General features: G+C 33.8%; 23 protein-coding genes and 1 other annotated feature. Of the genes, 9 read left to right on the forward strand and 14 right to left on the reverse strand.

Annotation, left to right across the window (positions count from 1 at the left end):
* Positions 1 to 17: 17 nt before the first annotated feature.
* The 6 genes from dltB to HDR40_RS02480 form a co-directional block, all read right to left on the reverse strand.
* Entirely contained in the window at positions 18 to 1241 is a 1224-nt protein-coding gene (gene dltB / locus HDR40_RS02455; protein ID WP_290626180.1) for a D-alanyl-lipoteichoic acid biosynthesis protein DltB, read from the reverse strand.
* Entirely contained in the window at positions 1238 to 2758 is a 1521-nt protein-coding gene (gene dltA / locus HDR40_RS02460) for a D-alanine--poly(phosphoribitol) ligase subunit DltA (RefSeq protein ID WP_290626182.1), read from the reverse strand. The genes dltB and dltA overlap by 4 nt, the downstream gene beginning before the upstream one ends.
* Positions 2759 to 2776: 18 nt before the next feature.
* Positions 2777 to 2938 carry a teichoic acid D-Ala incorporation-associated protein DltX gene (locus HDR40_RS02465; protein ID WP_290626184.1) on the reverse strand — a complete coding sequence of 54 codons (162 nt, stop codon included), beginning with the start codon at positions 2936 to 2938 and terminating at the stop codon, positions 2777 to 2779.
* A 125-nt stretch (positions 2939 to 3063) separates the two neighbouring features.
* The gene (locus HDR40_RS02470) at positions 3064 to 3357 is read right to left on the reverse strand and encodes a hypothetical protein (RefSeq protein ID WP_290626186.1); all 294 of its coding nucleotides are present in this window, start codon (positions 3355 to 3357) and stop codon (positions 3064 to 3066) included.
* Positions 3358 to 3365: 8 nt separating this feature from the next.
* A complete protein-coding gene (locus HDR40_RS02475; protein WP_290626188.1) occupies positions 3366 to 4517 on the reverse strand; it encodes a hypothetical protein in 1152 nt (383 codons plus the stop codon).
* Positions 4518 to 4617: 100 nt separating this feature from the next.
* Positions 4618 to 6429, reverse strand: coding sequence for a DUF2207 domain-containing protein (locus HDR40_RS02480; RefSeq protein ID WP_290626191.1), 1812 nt, complete (start codon positions 6427 to 6429; stop codon positions 4618 to 4620).
* Positions 6430 to 6855: 426 nt separating this feature from the next.
* Between HDR40_RS02480 and HDR40_RS02485 the strand changes: the two genes are divergently transcribed.
* Positions 6856 to 8736 carry a heavy metal translocating P-type ATPase gene (locus HDR40_RS02485; RefSeq protein ID WP_290626193.1) on the forward strand — a complete coding sequence of 627 codons (1881 nt, stop codon included), beginning with the start codon at positions 6856 to 6858 and terminating at the stop codon, positions 8734 to 8736.
* A gap of 58 nt (positions 8737 to 8794) precedes the next feature.
* Positions 8795 to 8845: a sequence feature (sodium ion sensor (DUF1646 type); this cis-regulatory element may regulate processes involved in with the transportation of sodium ions), on the forward strand.
* 43 nt (positions 8846 to 8888) lie between these two features.
* Entirely contained in the window at positions 8889 to 10046 is a 1158-nt protein-coding gene (locus HDR40_RS02490; RefSeq protein WP_290626194.1) for a cation:proton antiporter, read from the forward strand.
* A gap of 14 nt (positions 10047 to 10060) precedes the next feature.
* On the opposite strand, the gene HDR40_RS02495 is transcribed toward HDR40_RS02490, so the two are convergent.
* Positions 10061 to 11656, reverse strand: a complete 1596-nt coding sequence (locus HDR40_RS02495) for an ABC transporter ATP-binding protein (RefSeq protein ID WP_290626196.1) — start codon at positions 11654 to 11656, stop codon at positions 10061 to 10063.
* A gap of 109 nt (positions 11657 to 11765) precedes the next feature.
* Between HDR40_RS02495 and HDR40_RS02500 the strand changes: the two genes are divergently transcribed.
* The gene (locus tag HDR40_RS02500) at positions 11766 to 12632 is read left to right on the forward strand and encodes an Rgg/GadR/MutR family transcriptional regulator (protein ID WP_290626198.1); all 867 of its coding nucleotides are present in this window, start codon (positions 11766 to 11768) and stop codon (positions 12630 to 12632) included.
* 85 nt (positions 12633 to 12717) lie between these two features.
* On the opposite strand, the gene HDR40_RS02505 is transcribed toward HDR40_RS02500, so the two are convergent.
* The 3 genes from HDR40_RS02505 to HDR40_RS02515 are packed head-to-tail and all read right to left on the reverse strand — an operon-like array spanning position 12718 to position 14098.
* Positions 12718 to 12882 carry a multidrug MFS transporter gene (locus HDR40_RS02505; RefSeq protein WP_290626200.1) on the reverse strand — a complete coding sequence of 55 codons (165 nt, stop codon included), beginning with the start codon at positions 12880 to 12882 and terminating at the stop codon, positions 12718 to 12720.
* A gap of 54 nt (positions 12883 to 12936) precedes the next feature.
* On the reverse strand, positions 12937 to 13431 hold the full coding sequence (locus HDR40_RS02510; RefSeq protein WP_290626202.1) for a DUF805 domain-containing protein: 495 nt from the start codon (positions 13429 to 13431) through the stop codon (positions 12937 to 12939).
* Between the two features lie 13 nt (positions 13432 to 13444).
* On the reverse strand, positions 13445 to 14098 hold the full coding sequence (locus tag HDR40_RS02515) for a type II CAAX endopeptidase family protein (RefSeq protein WP_290626204.1): 654 nt from the start codon (positions 14096 to 14098) through the stop codon (positions 13445 to 13447).
* Between the two features lie 77 nt (positions 14099 to 14175).
* Here HDR40_RS02515 and HDR40_RS02520 point away from each other — a divergent pair, with 77 nt between their 5' ends.
* The 3 genes from HDR40_RS02520 (at position 14176) to HDR40_RS02530 (ending at position 18799) form a co-directional block, all read left to right on the forward strand.
* A complete protein-coding gene (locus tag HDR40_RS02520; RefSeq protein ID WP_290626206.1) occupies positions 14176 to 15282 on the forward strand; it encodes a YdcF family protein in 1107 nt (368 codons plus the stop codon).
* A gap of 47 nt (positions 15283 to 15329) precedes the next feature.
* A complete protein-coding gene (locus HDR40_RS02525) occupies positions 15330 to 17666 on the forward strand; it encodes an ABC transporter ATP-binding protein/permease (RefSeq protein WP_290626208.1) in 2337 nt (778 codons plus the stop codon).
* A gap of 68 nt (positions 17667 to 17734) precedes the next feature.
* The gene (locus HDR40_RS02530; RefSeq protein ID WP_290626210.1) at positions 17735 to 18799 is read left to right on the forward strand and encodes a BMP family ABC transporter substrate-binding protein; all 1065 of its coding nucleotides are present in this window, start codon (positions 17735 to 17737) and stop codon (positions 18797 to 18799) included.
* Between the two features lie 45 nt (positions 18800 to 18844).
* On the opposite strand, the gene HDR40_RS02535 is transcribed toward HDR40_RS02530, so the two are convergent.
* Complete coding sequence (locus HDR40_RS02535) at positions 18845 to 19675, reverse strand: aldo/keto reductase (RefSeq protein WP_290626212.1); 831 nt, start codon at positions 19673 to 19675, stop codon at positions 18845 to 18847.
* A gap of 132 nt (positions 19676 to 19807) precedes the next feature.
* Here HDR40_RS02535 and HDR40_RS02540 point away from each other — a divergent pair, with 132 nt between their 5' ends.
* From HDR40_RS02540 to HDR40_RS02550, 3 genes are all read left to right on the forward strand, one after another.
* The gene (locus HDR40_RS02540) at positions 19808 to 20527 is read left to right on the forward strand and encodes a glucosamine-6-phosphate deaminase (protein ID WP_290626214.1); all 720 of its coding nucleotides are present in this window, start codon (positions 19808 to 19810) and stop codon (positions 20525 to 20527) included.
* Positions 20528 to 20667: 140 nt separating this feature from the next.
* Positions 20668 to 21315, forward strand: coding sequence for a deoxynucleoside kinase (locus tag HDR40_RS02545; protein ID WP_290626216.1), 648 nt, complete (start codon positions 20668 to 20670; stop codon positions 21313 to 21315).
* Positions 21316 to 21341: 26 nt separating this feature from the next.
* Positions 21342 to 22031 (forward strand): deoxynucleoside kinase, encoded by a 690-nt coding sequence (locus tag HDR40_RS02550; protein WP_290626218.1) that lies wholly within the window; start codon positions 21342 to 21344, stop codon positions 22029 to 22031.
* A 62-nt stretch (positions 22032 to 22093) separates the two neighbouring features.
* On the opposite strand, the gene trxA is transcribed toward HDR40_RS02550, so the two are convergent.
* The 3 genes from trxA to HDR40_RS02565 all read right to left on the reverse strand — a co-directional run bounded on the left by trxA (position 22094) and on the right by HDR40_RS02565 (position 23631).
* Positions 22094 to 22405 carry a thioredoxin gene (gene trxA, locus HDR40_RS02555; RefSeq protein ID WP_290626220.1) on the reverse strand — a complete coding sequence of 104 codons (312 nt, stop codon included), beginning with the start codon at positions 22403 to 22405 and terminating at the stop codon, positions 22094 to 22096.
* An 11-nt stretch (positions 22406 to 22416) separates the two neighbouring features.
* Entirely contained in the window at positions 22417 to 22554 is a 138-nt protein-coding gene (locus HDR40_RS02560; RefSeq protein WP_290626222.1) for a hypothetical protein, read from the reverse strand.
* A 132-nt stretch (positions 22555 to 22686) separates the two neighbouring features.
* On the reverse strand, positions 22687 to 23631 hold the full coding sequence (locus HDR40_RS02565) for a DMT family transporter (protein ID WP_290626224.1): 945 nt from the start codon (positions 23629 to 23631) through the stop codon (positions 22687 to 22689).
* Between the last annotated feature and the right edge of the window lie 62 nt (positions 23632 to 23693).

Consider the following 23693-nt stretch of genomic DNA (forward strand, 5'->3'; position numbering starts at 1 on the left):
AATTAAAACATTTTACTTTACTTCCAACCAAACCATAGTGTGCTCAAAAATCCTGAGAAAATCAAGAAACTGAAACATACTACGTTAAAGGTTAAGAAGATAGCAAAGGCTTCGGTAAATTTATTATGCGGGATCTTTTTACGATTCTTCCGCTTATACCTTAGCCATTTATCATTAATGATAATGGCAAGGGCATGGTAGATACCATATACGATATAGTACCACGTTAAGCCGTGCCAGAAACCCATAATTAAGAAATCAACAAAATATGCTACTTGCGAAAGTCGAATTCTATTTTTAATTAACTTTTTCTTCATTGCAAAGAAAGTAAAACGCATGAAGATAAAGTCACGGAACCAGAATGAAAGTGTTATGTGCCAACGGTTCCAGAAATCTTTAATATTCTTTGAAATAAATGGTTTATTGAAGTTCATTGGCGTATGGATACCCATAAAGTATGAAGTACCTACAGCAAAGAGCGAATAACCTGCAAAATCAAAGAATAAATACATACTGTAACAGTACATATAACCAACTAAGGCCCATGATAAACGTAGTCCACCATTCATATGACCATTAATTAATGCAGTCTTAGCCAATTGAGGTAACCAAAGAGTCCCAAATACATAACCAATAATAAATTTGTATAAAAAACCTTGGAAAATATATCTAGTACCTATTTTTAGATCCTCAATATATTTATCTCTTTCGGGAGCTTTATTATAATCCTGAGCAAATCTCTTATAACGGTCAATAGGACCAGAAGAAATTGTTGGGAAGAATAATAGAAAACGTGCATAAGTAATTGGATCAACTTTTTTAAGGGTATGATCACGCAACTCCATTAATACTTGAACGGTTTTGAACGTTAAGTAAGAAACCCCAAAGAATCCGATTAGATCCGCGGTTGGATCAGGTATATGCGGTGCTATCTTGACAACCACCAAAGGTAAAATTGACAAGATAATTACCAGACAAAATACCCAAGTTTGATTTTTACCTGACTTAATATACTTCTCATAGGCAAAGGTTAAAAGGAACTGGAAAATAATATATCCAATTAATTGATAACCTTGGATGGCATCTTGACCATCAAACATTAAGAACAGAAATAATAACGAGACAAGAGCTTCATAAATCTTAAAACGACGTCCAAAATATAAACCAATAATTAATGGTAATAACGCCACAAAAAGAATAACGAAGTAACGCGGATTACTATAAGGCTGTAGATTAATCACGCGTTATTTACCTCCTTGATTACCTGTTTGATATCAACTTTTCCATTTTGAGAAATTGGCATATCTTCACGATAAATAAACCTTTGTGGAAGCATATAAGGCATAATATCTTTACTCAAGGATTCACGTAAAGTCTTGGTCAATTCTGAGTCAGAATATTTCTCTCTTACACCATCGGCTAATTCTACGACTGCCACTAACTGTTGAACCTTATGATCCTTATTATACTTAGGAGCAACCACACCGTATCTAACTAGTGGGTGTTTAGCTAAGTAAAAATTGATTTCTTCTAGTTCAATACGGTAACCATTAAATTTAACTTGGAAGTCAATACGCCCGCGATAAAATAGCATATTGCCATCAAGAAATCCTAAGTCACCTGTACGATAAGTTGGATACTTATCGCCTTCTTTTTTATAGAAGGCAGCCTCAGTTTTTTCTGGATTATTCAAGTATCCCTTTGAAACACTAGGTCCTTGAATTAAAATCTCACCTTGCTTACCTTCCTTATCTTCACCTTTAGTCGTATCAATTGAAACTTCAGTATCATTCTTAGAAATACCAATTGGCAAACGATCGTATTTTTCTAAAACTTTATCGTCAATTTCAACAGCAGTTACGGCAACAGTAGTTTCTGTTGGTCCGTAAGTATTATAAAGGTGACTTTCTGGAAACTTAACTTTCAACATCTTAGCTGTCTTATGGCTCAATTCTTCACCACAGAACAAGAAATGAGTTAATTCTTTATGATGATCTGCTTTAAATGTTGGATCTAAGAAAGCCATTTCAGCAAATGAAGGAGTTGATACCCACACATTGAACTGTAAAGTAGGTAAGATTTGGAATAATTGTGCGAGATTTTGAGTTACATCATGTGGCAAAACGACAAGCTTACCACCTGCAGTTAATGCAGGATATAAACTCATAACTGATAAATCAAATGAATATGGTGCTTGAGCCAAAAAACTTGGCTTTTCTGGAAGACCAAAATCATTCAGTTCCCAATTTACAAAACTTAATAAATTAGTATGACTAATTTGAACACCCTTTGGCTTACCAGTGGTTCCCGAGGTAAAGATAATATAGAAGTTATCATCACCTTCAACAAAATCTTCATCAGTAATTTCAAACTTACCATCTGGAACTTCATTAGCTTGTAATACTTTAATATCATGCATTTCAATTGGTAGTTCATCAATTGCAATAACCAATGGTGCTTCAGATACCTCTTGAATCATTGTAAGTCGTTCACTATTTGAGTAACTTGCAATCGGAATATAAGCGTGTCCAGCCTTAACTGCTCCTAAAAAGCTAGCAACCATTTCAAAGGTTTGTCCACCCCAAATCATAATTGGAGCCTTTTCAGGAATATCCAACTCTTTTAATTTTGCTGCATATGCATCCGATCTTTTTTTCAAATCACCATATGTATTAGTTTCACCTAAGTAGTCGTATGCGATACGATTAGGATCATCTATAGCAATTTGATCAATTTTCTTGATTACGTCTTTAATCATTGAACGCGATCCTTTCAATTAGAAATCTTTATAAATGAAACTTGCTCCACCAATCCCACTGTAAGAGTAGAGGTAGACAAGCACAACCAAGATGGCAAAATAGAAAACAGTCTTACCAATAAATAAGCCGATTTCTTTACCTCTGGTGTTTTGATGTTCGGTTTTTGATTTATCTGCCATTCTTACACCTCGTAATCTTTTTTTAATTTTACAACAATGTTACAAAAACAGTTAGCCCCTTTTTTAACAATCTTAGTAAAATTATTCTACTTTTTAATTATAACAAATATTAAGTTCTATTTTTGTTACAACTTATTCTGTGTTTTAGCACTTCTGTAGGCTAACCACAAAAATATTGTCTGGATTAATGAAGAGAAAATCAAAGAAAAAATCATTACTTTTACTATCCATTTTGAATTTTGCCAGCGTGGCGTTTTAGCAGTCGTTAATAAATATGCCGAAAAAATAACAACTATTCCCAAAGTTATTAAAAATAACATACTTCCAGTCATTTTATACATTTCAAGCATCCCTGATCCAGCCAACAATCCACTCCAACCTGCAACTCTTACCCAAAAAACTGTCTTATTTTTTATCATTTATTTACCTAGCTTCCTAATAAGGCATTAATATTTGCCGACAACACACGGTCAACTACTGTCACAGAATCTTTAGCATATTTTTTAGCCCCTGATTCAAATAGCATTAACAACTGACCTTTATATGCATAAATTTGCTCTAAATATGGTGGAACAGTTACCACCTTATCAGCATTTGATTCATCTAGATTATTGATTGCTGATGCAGGAAAGAAATAGAGCTTAGAATCTTTACTACCATACGATTGACTCAAAATAATCCAATCTCCATAAACCGCAATACCTTGAATTTGACGATTCATAGATGCAGCTCCAGAACCAGATGCCCAAGTAGCAGTACCGGTAGCTGCTTTAATTTGATCACTAGTAATTGTATTTTTAAATTGTCCTACTCGTGGAATCGGATAAGCTACAATTCTACCTTTATCCGATTTATTGAAGAAACCTACAAATAATTGATTATCATCATATGTCACAGCCGATGCTCGCTCGATTGTCGGCAATGCAACAATATAATTGTATTTGATAAAAGGATTCTTTTTAGAAAATTTATAATTTTCTAGTTCCTTATAAGTAAATGACATCAAAGCTGATTGACCATTCTGACTACCAGTAATCCAAATATTTTTAGCTACTGGATCATAAGCAATTCCTCCAAGATGTGGTGTTCCATTTACTTGAATAGTTTTTATATAGTGCCCCGTTTTTTTATTTAACACATAAATTACTGATGCACTCTGATGCGTTGAATCATAAGCAGTAATCAAAATATATTTACCTGCTACCGTTATACCTTGAGGCGTCATAGTAGTTGTTTTTATTAGTCCATTTTTTTTAAAAGAATAAGTCATTGTTTGAACTTGCCCTGGAATTACAACATCTGAGCCAACTTGTGTTCTTTTAGGAGTGTTATAGATAGCATTATAAAAATTAGGATATTTCTTATTTAACTTTTTCTTTAAATATTCCAAATTATGATGTCCAGCACTTATACTATTGCCATCTTTTGCTTTTACCAAAGTAGGACGACTACTAAACTTTTTGGTAGCATCATGATGTGATTGAAATTTTTTAAAAGCATAAAAACCACCAATAGCTAAACACCCAAGTAATAGAAAAATAAACAAAAATTTTCCTATTACTTTGATTCGTTTTTTCACTTTATTTCAGCTCTCCTTTTAGCTAATTGACCTAATTATAACTAAAAAATCTTTACTATGGACTAAAAACAAGAAAAAGGCTTCCAATAAAGCCTCTTCATTAAAACGCTCCTCCACCAGAGCCACCACCAAAACCGCCAGAACTACCTCCAGAAAAGCCACCAGAACCACCAGAACTAGAGCTGTTAGCACCAATACCGTGTTCAAAGCTTGAAGTAAAGCTATTTGTAAACCCTCTACCAAATCCATGTCCAATCCATAAACCGGTAGTAAAGGAATCAGCAATCTCTTCATCAGAAAATTCTGTATGTAATTCATCAATCACCTTATCGGATAAATCAAAAGCTACAGCGTAAGGCATAATCTCTTCCCAAAAAATTAATTCACCAACATCTCGCATTTTAAAGTTACCAATATCCTTGATCATCTTCTTAAAGCCTCTAACTCGGTTCGTCATCTCAGCTCCTATTTGAGTATAAAATGATGCATGAATTTTAAAATAAATAAATCCAATTAAATCTAAAACTACTAATAACCATAAAATGCTTACTGGCCACTGAGGTTGATCTAGAAAAGCCAACAATAGAATACTTGCCACAAACATTACAAAAGTTGAAGTTAAAAATGCTGTTTTAATCCCAGAAACTTTACGCCATAATTTTTCATCAATATACCCAGCACTGACTACTTTATCAAATTCTTCACTGCGCCAGTGACGATACTTTTTGCTCAATTGACTAGACTTAGTTCGTCTCATCTGTCGAGTAGTAAAAGATTTACCATTACCTACATAGTCAAATAAATATGCTAGAAGTTCATTTTCATCTTTTACTTTCTCGTCAATTATAGTAATTTGATAATTTTTTCTCTTCTTAGGAATTTTTTCTATTTTTATTCGATTTTTGCCAGCCAAAGCTGTGATATAAGCTGTAAATGCTTCAGAATTCGGTTCACTTCCTTTATCCAAAATTTGTGCTCCTACAGCATTAACTTTAGGAATATCATAATTTCGTGGTAAATTACGCATTTTTTGGGGTTTAGTCCCCATTTTTTTAGACTTGAAAGCATTGAAGAGCAAGAAAAATGAAACAACTATTCCAGCAATACTAGTACCAAAACTAATAATTACTTCTACCAATCTCTGACGCGCACGTTTTCGATTAGCCTCTCCAGCCAGTTTCTTTTCCTGGGTAATAATTGCCTGTTTATTATTTTTATTTTTTACATTTTTATTAAGGGAAGTAATACTTGTAGGAAAAATAGTATGAAGCTCTATTCCAACATCACCTGGAACATCACTATCTTCTAAAATGATTTGTCCCTTCTTCTTACTCACTTCGATATAACCACTACTTTGACCATGGGCCCAAGCCTTTAAATTAGGAACAGACTTACCATTATCAATCGTAAGCTTAACATGTACATTATCTAAGTCGGTATCCCATCCATTCCCAATAATTTTAAAATTAAGTTCCGCTGTGTCCTTCCAGTTAATTACTGCATTCGAAATTGTATAAGCATAAGTCACGGTAAAGCGGGAATTACTAGAAATATTATGAAATACTTTAAACTGATAACCCTCACTGTCCTTGGTCAATTGATAAGTATTGTTAGTCCCATTTCCAGGAGATACAACTTCTTTTTTACCATTATTAGCTTGTACAGTTACCATTTCATTAGAAATCTTCTGATTGGAGTCTAGGTTTTGTCGGTAATANACTCCATGAGCAGAGCTATCAAAGTCGTATTCAATCTTTCTAGTAATGGATAGTGAGCCGTCCGAGTTAACTGTAGCGTCAACATTCACACGCTTTATGTCATAGTCAACATCAGCTTGGACAGTTCTATTAATAGTAGAAAATAGAATTATATTTAAAAATATTCCTATTAGTAGCAGCCAAGTCTTCTTCATCAATTCCCCTTCTTTCTTCTAACTAAATATAACTAAATAATTATTTTCCTACATGATACAAATTTATATGATTTTCTACAACATTTACAATTTTTGCAAAAAAACGTCACACTTTCTTCACATTTAGCATCTATTATATAAACCATAGCAGATGGGAGATATCCCAAAAGCTATTTAGCATTAACATCCAACTTTTTATTTTCATTCTTACTCCTCCAAGTAGATTGAACATAATTCGTCAGCCTCTTTATGGCTGACCACAATTTATCCCATACTTAAGACCTGCGTTCTTCCCAGCGTAGGTCTTTTTTGTGTACTCTTAAAAATTGCTACAAAATTTAGTTTAAAAATTATGACTAAAATTTTAGTTGATATATAATGTATCCGTAAAAGTGTTTGATAGATAACTTTGGAGGAAAGTACATAATGAAAAAGCACTGGAAATTTATTACCGTTATTGTACTCGGTATTATTGGTTTAATTCTAGATTTTCTATGCGGTAAACCGACCTTATTCTCTTTGCCAATTTCTGAAATCTTAATTGATATTTTTGGTATTTACATGGCTATTTCAATGCTGATTGAAATGCTTCAAACTATTAAAGAGGGGAATTGGGGTGTTGACATTTTAGCCATTATCGCCATTGTTTCCACAATGATGGTAGGCGATTACTGGGCAGCTTGGATGATTTTAATTATGTTTACTGGTGGTGAATCACTTGAAGATTATGCTACTGGCCAAGCAGACCGTGAATTACGTGCATTATTGCAAAATACACCCCGTATTGCTCATAAATTAGTCAACGGTGAAATAAAAAATGTTAATGTCGATGATTTAAAAGTCGGGGATATTGTTTTAATCAAACCGGGTAACCAAGTTCCTGTTGATGGTGAAATTATCAAAGGTTCATCTAGCTTTGATCAATCATCATTAACTGGTGAATCTGTCCCTGTTGATAAAACAGTTGGTGACAAGTTAATGTCTGGTTCTTTAAACGGAAACAGCGCCGTAGAAATGAAAGTAACTACTTTAGCAAAAGATTCTGAATACCAATCAATCGTAGCATTGGTAAAATCATCTCAAGCTAAACCAGCTAAATTTGTTAAAATGGCTGATCGTTACGCCGTACCTTTTACCATTATTTCCTTGGTAATTGGTATCGCAGCTTGGATAACATCAGCAGTTACTCAACCAGGCTTAGACTGGCAAGCTCACTTTATGCGCTTTGCTCAAGTTATGGTTGTGGCATCCCCATGTCCACTTTTAATTGCTGCACCAGTTGCTATGGTTTCCGGAATGAGTTCAATGTCACGTAACCATATCATTGTTAAATCTGGTACAACACTTGAAAAACTTTCTAACACTTTAACTTTTGCCTTTGATAAAACTGGTACCTTAACTAAGAATCAATTAGTTATTGACGAAGTTATTCCAGCTGATAATTCTTTAAGTAAAGATAAACTCCAAGGCTTAGCTGCAAGTGTTGAACAACAGTCTAGCCATATTATTGCTACCTCGTTAGTCAACAATACCCCTAAATCATTACTTGTATCAGTTTCTGATATCAAAGAAATCACTGGTAAAGGTGTCAGTGGTCAGGTAGATGGTAATGAAATTCGAGTAGGTAAATTATCTTTTGTTGATCCAAATCACGATAAGTTAGATGTGGACTCAACTGCTATCTATATTTCTATTAATGGTAAATTTGCCGGTTATATCACCTTTAAGGACCAAATTCGTCCAGAAACTAAATCAACCATCACTCGTCTTCGTCGTCAAGGCGTTAAGCAAATCATGATGCTTACCGGTGACCACGCAAATGTTGCCGATAAAATTGCTCAAGCTGCTGGTATTAATAAGTCCGAAGTACACGCGGATCTTCTTCCAGCACAAAAAATTGCTGAAATTAAAGATGTTAAACCTGATCTCCGGCCTGTCGCTATGGTCGGTGATGGCGTTAACGATGCACCAAGTTTAATGGCTGCTGATGTTGGTATTGCAATGGGAGCACAAGGCGCTACAGCTGCTAGTGAAAGTGCCGATATGGTAATTATGGTTAACGATCTTTCTAAAGTTAATGACGCAGTTGCAATTTCTAAACATACTATGAAAGTTGCACATATTGACATCATCACTGCCATTTGTGTTGTTATTTTAATTGAATTAATCGCATTCACTGGTATTATTCCTGCTTTCTGGGGTGCAATTTTGCAAGAGGCGGTAGACTTAACTACAATCCTGCTTGCCTTACTTGCTAAAACTAAGCCAACTAATCCAGAGCAAACTGGTCTTCCTAAAAAAGAGTAGTTTGCACAAAAATAAAATTTTAGCTAAACTAAAACTCAGTTAAATAATTTTATTATGTGGTTGGGTTTTAGTAAAAACTTTCAAGATTTGCTTATTTGGGTCAATGAGCACTTGAAAGTTTTTTCTTTATAAAAAAGAAAGTCAGGTTTTATATGCATTTCTTAGGAGAATTAATTTTAATCCTAATTATTACAACGTTATTAGGCCAATTATTTGCTCGCTTTAATCTTCCACCAGTAATCGGTCAATTACTTTCTGGTATAGTTTTAGGACCAGCAATCTTAGGGTGGGTTCATCCAAGTAATACAATTTCACTATTTTCAGAATTTGGAGTTATCTTGTTAATGTTTTTAGCAGGATTAGAAAGTGACCTAGATCTTTTAAAAAAATATTTTAAACTGAGTTTCACCGTTGCAGGCATTGGAGTTATTTTACCTGTTATCTTTATGGGACTTGCAAGTTGGGGATTTGGTCTGCAACCACTTGAATCTCTATTTATTGGTATTGTCTTCGCTGCAACCAGTGTTTCAATTTCTGTTGAAGTATTGAAAGATGCAGATAAACTTCATAGCCGAGCTGGGACTGCCATTTTAGGAGCTGCAGTAGTCGACGATATTTTAGCCGTAATTGTTTTAAGTTTATTCACTACTTTCAGTCACGAAGGTGGCAAGAGCGGATTAACTAATAATTTCTTTTTAAATATTTTAATTGAAGCCCTTTATTTCGTAGTTGTTTGGGCAATCTATAAATTCGTTGCACCTTACTTTATGAAGTTGGCCGAAAAAGTTGAAGTTAATTATGCCGTCGTTATCGCTTCATTGGTATTGGCCTTAACAATGGCATGGGCAGCTGATTTTGTTGGCTTAAGTGCTGTAGTTGGTGCCTTTTTTGGCGGTTTAGCAATTCGTCAAACTCCTCAATATAAAGAGGTGAACTCGTCAGTTTCAGCAATTGGTTATTCTATTTTTATTCCGGTATTCTTTGCTGATATTGGTTTATCAATGACTTTTGCAAGTTTCATTAAAGATATCTGGTTCATCTTAGCAATGACTGTTTTAGCCGTTCTTTCCAAGTACTGGGCTGGTAAATACTCTAGTGAAATGTTTGGCTTTACACCATTAGAAGGTAGCATTGTCGGTGCCGGTATGGTCTCGCGTGGCGAAGTTGCTTTGATTGTTGCGCAAATCGGTATTTCACATCATCTCTTCCCAACAGACATATACTCAAGTATCATCCTAGTTATTATCGTAACAACAGTTTTATCACCATTCATTTTGAATTTCTTTATTAAAAAGCAAGACGCTGCTTAAAGCAAAAAAAGATATCAGATTAATCTGATATCTTTTTTATTTGCTAAATATTTTGATAAATCTATTACTTGATCATAACGTCGTAACTCATCTGGCTCATAATGGTGGATTACCTCTAAAAATGTTAAATCTGACCTCAACAAATAATCATGAATTTGCTTAGCAGTCTTCTTATCAAGGGATGCATTAATTTCATCCAATAGTAAAACTGGTCGCCCAGCTAAAATTGCCCGTGCTAATTTAATTCTGGCAAGTTGGCCACCCGACAATTGGTCGACATTATCACCTAATTGGTAATCGAAGCCTTTTTCTTTAATCACTTCATTCAATCCTAAATTTCGACAAACTTCTTCAACCTTTTCCCGGGAAATCTTTACCCCTAAGGTTAAGTTGAACCATAGACTGTCCGCAAAAATTACCGGCGCTTGACTTGCATAAGCAAATGAATCTACAAATTTACCTGCATTTAATTTCTTATTATTCAACAGTAATTCCTTAGCTTTACCATGCTTTCCATACATCAGGTATTGCAAGAGAGTTGATTTTCCAGAACCAGATGGGCCAATAATTGCGATTTTTTGATTTTTAACAAGTGAAAAACTAAGATTTTCTACTAACTTGTTGTCTTTTCTTACTAAATCTAAATCTACGACGCTCAATTCATTGAACAAATACTCCTTCTTTAATTGGTCAACGTTGCTTTTCTTCAAAAATACATTGACCTTTTCAACAATCTTCTTAGTAGTAGAAAGCTTATTTCTATCTTCTAAAACAAACAGAATTGGATTTACGAATGAGTTAGATAACTGCACAATGGCAAACAAAGCTCCCAATTCAGTTTGTCCATTAACTACCAGGTAAATTACAAATAAGAATGGCTCCAAGAACGTTATCACCGGTGCAATGAAATTGATCCAAGTATTCGTATCCAAACTAGCCAAGTTCATTTTTCTTAGACTATTTTCTAATCGAGCCACCTGCTGTTGATTCTTCAAAGCCGCACTTTCTTGGCCATGATAAAGGTGCAAAGTACTACTTCCTGCCAAAAAATTCTTAGTTTGCGTTACATATTTACTATTTGCAACAGTCCATTTTTCTGAAGTATGTTGGATATTCTTTTGAAACAAATTAGAGACCAGCATTGGAATAAATGAGCCAACTAAAAATAAAATCGTAATCAACCAATTAACCGTTAGTGCGTAACCTAACGCTACAACTAAAACGAAAATTTGCATAATAATTTCAATTTGAGCATCAAATCGATTAGTTTCTAGTAATTTGAAATCATTTGTCAAAAAGCCTAAATCTTCAGAATTCTCTTCTTGAGACTTATTAAGCATCCCCTTAAAAATATTTGTCCGCAAGTAAGTATTTGTCTCTTGCACAACACTTGTCTTCATACGATTAAAAACTAATCCTGCAAATAAAATTAAGATGAAGCCACCAATCACAATTACAAAGAATTGTGTTAAATCACCCCAGCTTTTCTTAGTGGCAATATTAGTCAAAGTTTGCACCATGTAAGCTAACAAAATATTTTGTAGATTTGCAATTAATCCCGCTATAACCATCATTATGAACTTAAGCTTATTTGAATATTTATAAAGCATTCCTCTCACTCCTCAATAATTGTTGTCACAATTATGGCATGAAAAAAATGCTGCTTTTCAAAAAATTGCAAATATGTAAATTAAATTCTATGATGAAGAAAAAGATGTTTTGAAAGACGTAAAAATGTACGGTCAAGAATTTAAAAAATTACGCAAAACTCAAGGAATTACACAGATTCAAGCAACGAAAGGCATCTGTTCTTCAGCGACTCTATCACGTTGGGAACATGAAGTAACTGGAATCGATTTTTCTACAGCGGTGAAGTTAATGGAACGCATTCACATTACAAGCCATGAATTTATGGGCTGGTCAGACTATGCCCCTGAACCTGATGTTAATGATGAAGTTTGGCAAGCACTCGATTCTGATGATGTCCCTTTCATTAAAAGAGTTACTAAGGAACAACTTGAAAAATATCATAAAACAAAAGACAAATTCGACCTCTATATTGCAGCCAGCCTATGCAATGTTTTGTACGCAATTGAAAAGAAGAATTATCTACCCGAATTCGACCAAAAACGACTGGCTGACAATTTTTCTAAAGTAAAAATTTGGAGCGAATATTATCTTAGTTTATTCGGAAGCTGCGTCTTTTTACTTGAGCCTAGAATGGTGTACGGACTAAGTATGAATATCATTCACGATATTGATCACATAAAAAAAGCTAACACTAGTTATGACCTACAAGTAGCGATGGGAAGTTTGGGGGATGCTGTAATCAAGTTAATCCTCGGCCACGACTTAAACCGTGCTAAATCATTACTCAAAGCGCTCCAAGAAATCGACTTACCACAGTACATGATGTTCTTCCCATTAACTTTTACTTTTCTAGGAAAAATTATTAATGACCTCGAAAACGATAAAGAAGAACCTGTACTAGAAATCATTAATAATCTTAAAATGATGAATTGCAAAAAAGCCGTTTCTACTTTTACCGAGATTTGGAAAAAAGTAAAAACAGCCTGGCATAAGTAAATCTATATCAGTTTACCCAAACTAAATCTTATAAATACTAAACCTAAACCACCTAAATATGATGCAGCAAAACTAGCGTGTTGACCTATTGTACTTCATCCATCGTAATGTTGAAATCACGCGTTAAAGTTGGAAAAGTAACCGTTGTGACCGTTTCATCCAGAATCCCTAAAAAGGAAAGCATCCCCGCTGACAAAATCGCTATTACAACCTTAGGGGTTAACTTCTTCTCTGCCTCTTCTTTTTCCATTAATTTTTCCAAAAACTAGAGCCTAGCAAAAACTAGACTCTATTTTTAATATCTTTATTTAAATTCTAAATAACTGCCCCATCTAACTGGTTCTTCCATAGTTGGAATCACCATGAAGTAAAGCACAATAATCCAACCAAAAGTTGGTACAAAGTAAAGTAATACCCACCAGCCTTCGTGATCAGTATCATGTAATCTTCTAACTGCAGTACCAAGCAAACAAAGCTTTAAATAAATTGCTAACACAGTAATTATAATCCAGCCGATAACGGTAATGGGTTGTAAAGTTGTCTGATTAACAGCCTCAAAGCCAGTTGCAGTAACACGAATGTTATAACTTGGCACCATCACTAACGCTAAAACAGCAAGCAAAATTAATTCACAAACAAATTGAATTGCATATCCAACCCAAAAATTTTTTCTAGTATCACGTGCATTCCAAGTAAAAGGCTTAGTAAAAAACGTCTTACAAATTTGACCGAATTTAAAATTAGGAACATCATTTTCTTTCTCATGATATTCTTGTTCATAAAAAGGTTTATCTGCCATCTATAACTCTCCCCTATAAAAGTCCCATTAAATTATTTAACATATGCGCTAAAATTGGATAGCGCAAGTCTTTTGTCCATACATAAGTCCAGGCTAAAATACTGCCTAACATCCAGTAAATAAAAATAAATTTTGAAAAACTTGGATCATGACACCAAGCAAAGACAAAACCACTTGTTATTATACCAAGAATCTGGCTCCATGAATTTTCTTCTGGAAAGAATGTATTAAAAAACATCCCTCTAAAAATGGTTTCTTCACAAATTGGTGCCACAATTACTAATAATAGATTAAAAATTGCATTCGAATGACTTTGCACACTATCTAAAGCTTGTTGATTTTGTGAAATTGCTCCTCCAAATAAGTTAACAAAGATAATCTGCATTACCAAAATTAAGAAGAACATCCCAAAAGCGATTAAAACTCTCTTCCAACTCCAGTGAGGCTTTGCATTAAAGAACCAATCATTTTCTTGATGTAATTGATATTTATATGCCCAAATCATCAACCAAATCGCAACTACGGTAACAATTGCAATGAGTGCTCCTAGCCCAAAATTAATTTTTGTTTTCTGTGGTAAAACATAAAATTGTTGCAAATACATATATCCAGCAAAGGATAATAACATAATGGCAACATTACCAACCAATCGGAAAAATCTTTTCACACAAATCACCTTTAATTTCTTAAAAATTCCTAATCACTTCATTATAATTAATAATGAGGATAAGGAACATAATAATTATGCAAACAATCATTTTTTATACTACTAAAACATTTAATTACTTAAATACACGACGATTAAGCACATTAACTGCACTACTATTTGTATGCTTAATCATATTTCTATTTTGTTGGATAGTCGATCCCAGAAACTCAATCAATGGCCTACTCTTTACAGCCTTCTTTTTATCATTTGTATTATGGTTTGGATATTTAATATTTTCTCAGCATAATACTGTGATGAACTGGTCATTCGGACTGATTGCCATAGGAATATTTATCATAATATTCTTTGCAGTAATCTTTTCCTGGGTCTTCTTTTTATGGAATGCCTATTTTGTATGGAAACATGAAAGTCATACTTTACCTAATTTACTAACATTAATTATTGGTATTACATTAGTTTTCATCTGGATTGCCTTTCAATTAGGAGTATTTCGTCATTTTCCGCAATGGTTTGACACTCTATTAGACGGTATAGTAGCAATTACACTCTACCTATGCTTAGTAATGTACACCTTTTTAGTTAATCTTATACTTTACCAATTTATTCCTCGTCGGTACCGAGAAGATTATCTTATTGTATTGGGGGCTGGCTTGATAAATGGTAAAAAGGTATCCCGCCTTCTTGGGGCTCGCATCGATCGAGCAATAGCTTTTGCATATAAGCAATACGACAAAGGTCGAAAATTGCCTACGTTTATCATGTCTGGCGGCCAAGGAGATGACGAACAAATTTCTGAAGCACAAGCAATGAAAAATTACGCAATAAAACGGGGAATACCTGAAGAAAATATTTTACTAGAAAATCAATCCCGCAACACTTATGAAAACATGCTTTTTTCTAAAGAGGTTGCTTTACGCAATTACGGAAGTCGAAAATTTAAGGCCAAGTTCTTCACTAACAATTATCATCTATTTCGAGCTGCCCTTTATGCTAAACAAGCTCATCTACATGCCAATGGTGTTGGCTCTACTACTCGTTTTTATTACTTACCTAATGCGACAATTAGAGAATTTGTTGGCGTCTTTATGATGCGTAAAAAACGTCACTTATTTATTATTGGAGTAATTGCGATAATTTTTATAGTCCGAGCAATTCTTATTGGTGTTGGCTATATTAAGTAGTGTACAATTATCATATTTCCAATTAATTAATACCAAAGGAGGCTATAATGCTACAACTTAAGCATTTAATGAAAACCTATCATGTTGGCGACACAGTTACTCATGCATTAGATGATGTATCGATTAACTTTCGTAATCATGAATTTGTTGCAATTTTAGGACCTAGTGGCTCTGGTAAAACGACCCTACTAAATGTTATTGGTGGTCTTGATCGATATGATAGCGGCGACCTTATTATTAATGGTAAATCCACCAAAAACTTTTCCCAAACTGATTGGGATGCATATCGAAATAATACTGTCGGCTTTATTTTTCAAAATTACAACCTTATCTCCCACCTTTCAATTATTGAAAATGTTGAATTAGGAATGACTCTTTCTGGCGTAGATAGCAAAGAACGCCATCAAAAGGCTATTGATGCTCTTAAGCGTGTAGGCCTAGGTGAACATCTACAAAAGAAACCTAATCAACTTTCCGGAGGTCAAATGCAGAGAGTAGCTATTGCCCGGGCAATAGCCAATGATCCTGATATTCTACTTTGTGATGAACCAACTGGTGCTTTAGATACAAAAACTAGTATCGAAATAATGAAGCTAATTCAAGAATTGAGTAAAGATAAACTTGTTATCATGGTTACTCATAATCCAGAATTAGCTGAAGAATACGCTAGCCGCATTGTTCATTTTCAAGATGGTAAGATTTTAAGCGATTCTAATCCCTTTACTCCTAAAAAGAATATCAAGGATACTTTTCACCTAGTTAAAACTAAAATGTCTTACTGGAATGCATTAAAACTTAGTTTTACTAATATCATGACTAAAAAAGGGCGTACTTTCTTAACTGCTTTCGCTTCCAGTATTGGTATAATCGGCATTGCAATTGTCTTAGCCCTTTCAAATGGCTTCCAAAAACAAATTAATCAAACTCAAAGTAAGACTTTAGCTAAATTTCCTATTTCTATTACCACAACTGCAACAGAATTAAATCCTTCAGAACGTAGTACATCCTCTGACAAAAATGTCAAAAATACTGGCTATTTAACAGTTGCTAAACCTGATAATGAAAAAAATAGTCACGAAAATAAAATTACTCAGAAATATATTGATTATATCAAGAACATAAATCCTAATTACGCTAATAATATTGCTTATATTCGTAGTGCCCAGCTAAATTTATTAGCTAATAACTCCGGTAAAATTCAACGCATTCAATTTTCAAATACTAATACTAGTGGAAACACTTTGGCCAATGCTCAAAGTCAGGGAATGGCTAGTGTTGGTGTTAATACCAGCGTTTTCCCCACTACCCTAGATAAAAGTAAAGGTTCATTTTTAAAAACAAACTATCAATTATTATCAGGAAGCTGGCCAACTTCCAAAAATGATGTTGTTTTAGTTTTAAATAATAAAAATGAAGCTAACTTAAATGCGCTTAAGAATTTGGGACTTAATGTTAAAGATGGTGAAAAAATTAACTTGAATAAGTTAGTTGGTAAAACTTTCAAAATTGTTTCTAATAATGACTACTACCAAGAACTTCCTACTGGTAACTTCGTACCTAATAAGTTGACCGAGAGCTTATACAATAAGGGACGAACTATTACCTTAACTGGAGTTATTCGGAGTAAAAATAATTCACAAATGGCCCTCCTTGATAATGGGATTGCCTACAGTGATGCTTTAAGTGAAGAAGTCATCAACGAAAATAAGAATTCTGATATTGTAAAAGCACAGAAGAAGAGTTCTACTAATGTCATGACCAATCAATCAATGAGCAAAACAGAAAAAGACCAATTTATTGCCAGCATTGGCGGTACAAGTATTCCTTCTGCAATTTTAATTTACCCTAACTCATTTGATTCTAAAGATAAGGTACTTGATTACCTAGACAAATGGAACAAAGGCAAAGACAAGAAGGATCAAATTATTTATACTGATATGTCTGGAACAGTAACTAAATTAACTGGTGGTTTACTTAGCGGCATCACTGATGTCTTAGTAGCATTTGCAGCTATTTCACTAATTACTTCCATGATTATGATTGGTATTTTAACTTATACTTCAGTACTTGAAAGAACCAAAGAAATTGGTATTCTTAAGGCTCTTGGCGCTAGAAAACGTGATATTACACGTGTATTCGATGCCGAAACATTTATTTTAGGTATTTTCTCAGGCGTACTAGGTATCCTCATTGCCTACTTGCTCACTTTCCCAATCAATGCAGTTTTATATCATATAACTGATATGTCTAATGTAGCCCAACTTGATCCAATTCAAGCATTCATCTTGGTTGTTATTTCTACAGTACTAACACTCATTGGTGGACACATTCCTGCTCGTCTGGCCGCTAAGAAAGATGCAGCTATTGCCTTAAGAAGTGAATAATTTAATTAAAAGGATAGGTCAAACTATCCTTTTTCATATATTCGGTAAAGACAGGGGTTCTCACTTAAATGAAAGTAAAGTTTTCTAAACTAATTATTAGTATTATCATAACAACAAGTACATTACTTCTAACGAGTTGTTCTAATCAATCATCATCTTCTCAACAACACCATGCTAATCCAAGTGTTGCGCTCGTGACCGATGCATCAGATGCCAACTCTAATCCTTACAATGCTGCAGCTATTGCAGGATTAAAAAAATATGCTCAAGACCATAATCTTAATTCTGGCGATAATGGTTACGAAGTTTTTACTCCTAACTATAGTAGTGAAATCTACAGTCTGGTCGATCAAGCTGCCCAAAAGAATTTCCATCTGGTTATCGGGATGGGATCTTCTTTGCAAAACGCGATTAGAGATAATGCTAAATTATATCCAAAAATCAATTTTGCAATCATTGATGGTAAAGTTAATAATCAAAAAAATGTTACAAATATTAATTTTCAAAGTCAGCAAGCAGCTTATCTAGCAGGAATTGTAGCTGCTAAGACTACTAAAACAAATGTAATCGGCTTTATAGGTGGTACACAACAGAGTTCAACCAAATTCAAAAATGGTTTTATTCAGGGAATTCAAGATCAAGCTAAGAAAGACCACAAAAAAATAAAAATTTTATCTCAAAATACCAATACTTTCTCAGATACTAATGTAGGACAAAATATTGCTCAAGCAATGTATCTTAAAAAGGCTGATATTATTTTTGCAGCCAGTGGAGAAAGTGGTAATGGTGTTTTTACCGCAGCAAGAAAAATTAATGAAGCCCAACCAATTAACCAAAAAGTCTGGGTAATTGGGGTTGATACAGATCAAACTAACCAAGGAGACTACTACGCCAAAGGGGGACAAAAATCTAATTTCACCCTTACCTCAGTTACTAATAATATTGCTTTAGCCATCAAAAATATTGCGACCGATAGTTACAATGATAAATTCCCAGGAAATAAAACTACTACTTATAGTTTAAAAAATAAGGGTGTTGATATTGTTCAAAGTAGTAACATTTCCTATAACGTATGGATAGCAGTTCAAAAGGCTCGTCAAAAAATTCTCAATGGAGAAATCAAAATAAAATAAGACATAAAAAACTAGGGATTAATCCCTAGTTTTTTTATCAATATACTAAATCATTTCCAGTGCTTGTTTAGTAGTTGGTTGAGGAAAATCAGCATTTAACAGAGCAAGATCTTCATCATCCAATTTAATCTTAACAGCAGCAAGATTTTCTTTCATATGCTTAACATTACTAGCTTTTGGAATTGTTAATATATTCCTGCTTCTCATGGTCCAAGCTAACATAATTTGATGGGGTGTAGCATGATGATGACGAGCTACCATTTTTAAATTATTAGTAATTCTGATAGTATCTCCACCACCAGAATTGAACGGAGAATAAGCAATAAAATTAATATGTTTTTCTCTCTGCCATGGCAATAAATCAAATTCTACTCCACGCTTAGATACATTATATAAAACTTCGTTGGCAAAACATTCTTCACCACCAGGAACAGTCATCAACTCTTCCATGTCCGCAATGTCAAAGTTAGACACACCCCAATGATGTATCAAACCTTCTTTTTGCAAAGCCTGTAATCCACGGACTGTATCAGATAAACGTTTATGTCCTCGCCAATGAAGTAAATACAAATCAACGTAATCAGTACCTAAACGCTTGAGACTATTCTCTAAACTTTGGCGTTCAAGTTCAGGCGTTCCATGATAAGGATAAAACTTCGTAATTAAAAATAAATCACTACGGCTATATCCCTTAATTGCTTCACCAACTAAACTTTCACTTTTTCCTTCTCCGTACATTTCAGCAGTATCTATAATTTTTATTCCATTATCTAAACCATAGCGTAAAGAAGAAATTTCGTCTTTTTTATTTTTTGGATCTTCTCCCAAGCCCCAAGTGCCCATTCCAAGACCCGTAAGTTCAAGGGTATCTGTCATCTTTTTCACCTCACCTAAATTTTACCTCATTAAGAAAGAAACTCTAAATTTTTTAGCTAATTAAAATTGACTAGACCAATTTTTTACAATATAATGGACTAGACCAATAAAAGGAATAGGGAGGATTTAGATATGAAACTTATTGTAACTAAAGATAACATCGAAGGCGGCACTAAAGCATTTGAAATTATTAAAGAAGGTATGGAACATGGCGCTAAGGTACTTGGATTAGCAACAGGTTCGTCGCCTATTCCAATGTATGATGACATGTGTGATAGCAACTTAGATTTCTCTCAAATGACTAGCATTAACTTAGACGAATATTATGGTCTTAATCCAGCTAATGATCAAAGCTATCACTACTTCATGCAAAAGCATCTATTTGATAAAAAGCCATTCAAACATTCTTACATCCCAAACGGCTTAGCTAAGAATATTGACGAAGAAGTTGATCGTTACAATAAGATTATTGCTGAAAATCCCATTGATATTCAAATTTTAGGTATCGGTCGTAACGGTCATATCGCCTTTAACGAACCTGGTACTCCATTCGGCAGCTTAACTCACAAAGTAGAATTAGCTGAAAGTACAATTAAAGCAAATTCACGTTTCTTCCAAAATAAAGAAGATGTACCTCGTCAAGCCATCTGCATGGGTATCAGATCTATCATGCAAAGCAAAAAAATTGTTTTACTCGCTTATGGTGAGGACAAACAAGATGCAATTAAAGCTTTATTTGAAGGACCCGTAACCGAAAAAGTTCCCGCATCAATTTTACAAGATCACCCAGATGTAACCATTATTTGTGACGAAATCGCTGCGGCAAAATTAGATTCTAAATACAGAAAATAATTTATTTACTAAATATACTACTTCAAAAAAGTCAGGCAAAAGCTTGACTTTTTTGTGTGGAACATTTTTTAAAAACTTCTTGCTTAACCACAACATATCGTATTAAACTTATTAAGCAAACTATATATTGTAGAAAGAACGTGATGACAGTTATTGTTTTAAGTGGTCCTATTGGAGCCGGTAAATCCAGTTTAACCAGTATTTTAGCTGAACATTTAGGTACACAAGCATTTTATGAAGGTGTCGATACTAACCCTATTTTGCCTTTATACTATAAAGATATGAAGCGGTATACTTTCTTGCTTAATACTTACTTGCTCAACCACCGTTTAGCTCAAATTAATCAAGCAATCCAAGATAAAAATAGTGTTTCTGATCGTTCAATCTACGAAGATGCACTCTTTTTCAAAATGAACGCTGATAGTAAAGTAGCAGATCCGACAGAATTTAAGATTTATGATAGTTTATTAGAGAATATGATGGAAGATACCCCAGGCAATCCAAGCAAGAAGCCTGATCTTCTTATCTATATCCACGTTTCTTTAGATACAATGCTTGAACGTATTAAAAAACGTGGCCGTTCATTTGAACAACTTAATACTGATCCTAGCTTAAAAGACTACTATGCTCGGCTTTTACAATACTATGAGCCATGGTATGAAAATTATGATGCCTCTCCAAAGATGAAAATCGATGGAAATAACTTGGATTTCGTAGTTGACGAACAAGCTAAGCGTGAAGTATTAGAAAAAATCGACCAAAAATTACAAGAAATTGGTAACTTGTAAGATTACAAATAAAAAGAAGGAACGTGATGACAGTTATTGTTTTAAGCGGGCCAATTGGAGCCGGTAAATCCAGTTTAACCAGTATTTTATCCAAATATTTAGGAACTAAGCCATTTTACGAAAGTGTAGATGACAATCCTGTTTTGCCACTTTTCTATGCCGATCCAGAAAAGTATACATTCTTATTACAAACATACTTCCTAAATACTCGTTTTCACAGTATCAAAGAAGCTTTAACTCAGGGTAACAATGTTTTGGACCGTTCAATTTATGAAGATGCACTCTTTTTCCAAATGAATGCAGATATTGGTCGTGCAACTAAAGAAGAAGTTGATACTTATTACGAACTTCTTAATAACATGATGTCTGAAATTGAGCGGATGCCTAAAAAGAGTCCTGATCTTTTAGTTCATATTCATGTTTCTTATGATACAATGCTTAAACGCATACAAAAGCGTGGTCGTTCTTATGAACAGCTTAGTTATGATCCAACACTTGAAGATTACTACAAGCGTCTATTACGTTACTACAAGCCATGGTATGAAAAATACGATTATTCCGATAAAATGGTTATCGATGGTGACAAGTATGATTTCATGACTAAGGAAGAAGATCGTGAAATCGTCTTAAGTATGATTGTGGATAAGCTTAAAGCATGCGGTAAGTTACCATTAGATTGGAATGAACCTATTAGTAAAGTAAAAATAGAAGTTTAATAAAAATCAGCCTTCTCAACTGAAGGCTGATTTTTTATTTCTATATCTAGTTAATAAAGTGCTTAATCACTATACTGATCCAAAATCTTATTTAGCTTTTCTTTTGGAGTATATCCAGTTATTCGATCAACTATTTTACCATCTTTTTTAATAATTAAAGTAGGAATGGCCATAATACCAAAATTTTTAGCCGTCTCCTGATTATGGTCAATATCTAGTGATGTAAATTTTACATCTTGTCGTTCTTCAGACAATTGGTCAACAATTGGTGATTGCATCTTACAAGGTCCACACCAAGTTGCCCAAAAATCAGTCACTGTTACACCATTTTTAGTAGCATCTTCAAAATTTTCATCTGTGATTACTTGTGTCATGTTAAATCTCCCTATGCGTTATTATTTTCCTTAGCTAGTCTATCCCAATCAATCACACATCCGTCTGGACCACATATTCCTACATTAGAATTGTCACTAGGAGTAACAATTTTAAAAGTTTGATTTACTTTTTTATTATCTGTATTCATATTTTTGTACCTCCAATATTAAACTTACTTTTTATAAGTATATTTTACCTAGTAATATTTTTAATACAAGTACGCACTTTTTTATTACCTAGTATCTTAAAAGTAACTACAGAAGATAACGATTAGCTGCTATTACTTCTCTATTTTAGGAGGTGCATTTTTTTGTCGTAAATAAATATTATTAATAAGTAAGGCGATTATGGTCAAAACACACCCTCCAATCTCTGCATTTGTAGTTGCATATCCAGTCATTGCTGTAATTATGAATGCGGTGATCGGTTCAATATTCATAAACAAAATACCATTAACTGGTCCTAAGTAGCGATTTCCTAAATTCCAAGCAAATACGGCAATTATTCCAGCCAGGCTAATCATATACAACAAAGAACCACGAATCGAAATTATTAAATCTAAGCTTGGTACCTTAATTATTCCTATCAGAGTAAGAATAATAGTTAGCATTGCTACAGAAAGAACACCGTACATAGTAGTCAAAGTAGAATATCTTAAAATTGACCAACTTTTAAAGTTTTCTCCACCCATAGTAAATAATACCCAACATAAATCAGCTAAAAAAATTAATAAGGTTGCGACTAATAAAGTACTACCACCTTGAATAAGAGAATTGGGGTCTCCCTTTGTTACTACTAAAAAAACACCAATAAAAGCTAAAATCATGGATAAAAAGGAAATCAAACTAGGTTTCTTTCCTTTAAAAATCCACGCAATAATTGCCGTAATTAATGGTTGAATTGCCATCATTACAGACGCAATCAATGAACCAGACTTTCCTGCTGTATGTTGGCCCCAAAATACTAATAAGTTAAAGCCAGCAAATGCAAAAGTTCCCAACAACCATAATTTTAAAAAATTTCCATCAGGGTTTAATGATTTTGGACCTTCAACAATTATTAATAAAATTGTAAAAATAATTGCTACACTACCATATCTAAATAAAGTAAAATACACTGGATCTATTTTTTGCAAGGTAGGAGTCATTACTGGAAACATTCCTCCCCATGAAACAGTGGCGACTAAACATAGAATTATTCCCAATATATACTGTTTGGTTTTCATTTCAATAACTTTCTAAAAAATCGACTTCTTACTTAAGAAGCCGATTTTTAAATTCATTCTTC

The organism is Lactobacillus sp. (assembly GCF_014803895.1).

Coding starts and splice junctions, on each gene's coding strand:
- dltA (WP_290626182.1), bottom strand. CDS start 2,758: ATGATTAAAGACGTAATCAAGAAAATTGATCAAATTGCTATAGATGAT.
- HDR40_RS02465 (WP_290626184.1), bottom strand. CDS start 2,938: ATGGCAGATAAATCAAAAACCGAACATCAAAACACCAGAGGTAAAGAA.
- HDR40_RS02470 (WP_290626186.1), bottom strand. CDS start 3,357: ATGATAAAAAATAAGACAGTTTTTTGGGTAAGAGTTGCAGGTTGGAGT.
- HDR40_RS02485 (WP_290626193.1), top strand. CDS start 6,856: ATGAAAAAGCACTGGAAATTTATTACCGTTATTGTACTCGGTATTATT.
- HDR40_RS02490 (WP_290626194.1), top strand. CDS start 8,889: ATGCATTTCTTAGGAGAATTAATTTTAATCCTAATTATTACAACGTTA.
- HDR40_RS02495 (WP_290626196.1), bottom strand. CDS start 11,656: ATGCTTTATAAATATTCAAATAAGCTTAAGTTCATAATGATGGTTATA.
- HDR40_RS02505 (WP_290626200.1), bottom strand. CDS start 12,882: ATGGAAAAAGAAGAGGCAGAGAAGAAGTTAACCCCTAAGGTTGTAATA.
- HDR40_RS02510 (WP_290626202.1), bottom strand. CDS start 13,431: ATGGCAGATAAACCTTTTTATGAACAAGAATATCATGAGAAAGAAAAT.
- HDR40_RS02520 (WP_290626206.1), top strand. CDS start 14,176: ATGCAAACAATCATTTTTTATACTACTAAAACATTTAATTACTTAAAT.
- HDR40_RS02525 (WP_290626208.1), top strand. CDS start 15,330: ATGCTACAACTTAAGCATTTAATGAAAACCTATCATGTTGGCGACACA.
- HDR40_RS02530 (WP_290626210.1), top strand. CDS start 17,735: ATGAAAGTAAAGTTTTCTAAACTAATTATTAGTATTATCATAACAACA.
- HDR40_RS02535 (WP_290626212.1), bottom strand. CDS start 19,675: ATGACAGATACCCTTGAACTTACGGGTCTTGGAATGGGCACTTGGGGC.
- HDR40_RS02540 (WP_290626214.1), top strand. CDS start 19,808: ATGAAACTTATTGTAACTAAAGATAACATCGAAGGCGGCACTAAAGCA.
- HDR40_RS02550 (WP_290626218.1), top strand. CDS start 21,342: ATGACAGTTATTGTTTTAAGCGGGCCAATTGGAGCCGGTAAATCCAGT.
- trxA (WP_290626220.1), bottom strand. CDS start 22,405: ATGACACAAGTAATCACAGATGAAAATTTTGAAGATGCTACTAAAAAT.
- HDR40_RS02560 (WP_290626222.1), bottom strand. CDS start 22,554: ATGAATACAGATAATAAAAAAGTAAATCAAACTTTTAAAATTGTTACT.
- HDR40_RS02565 (WP_290626224.1), bottom strand. CDS start 23,631: ATGAAAACCAAACAGTATATATTGGGAATAATTCTATGTTTAGTCGCC.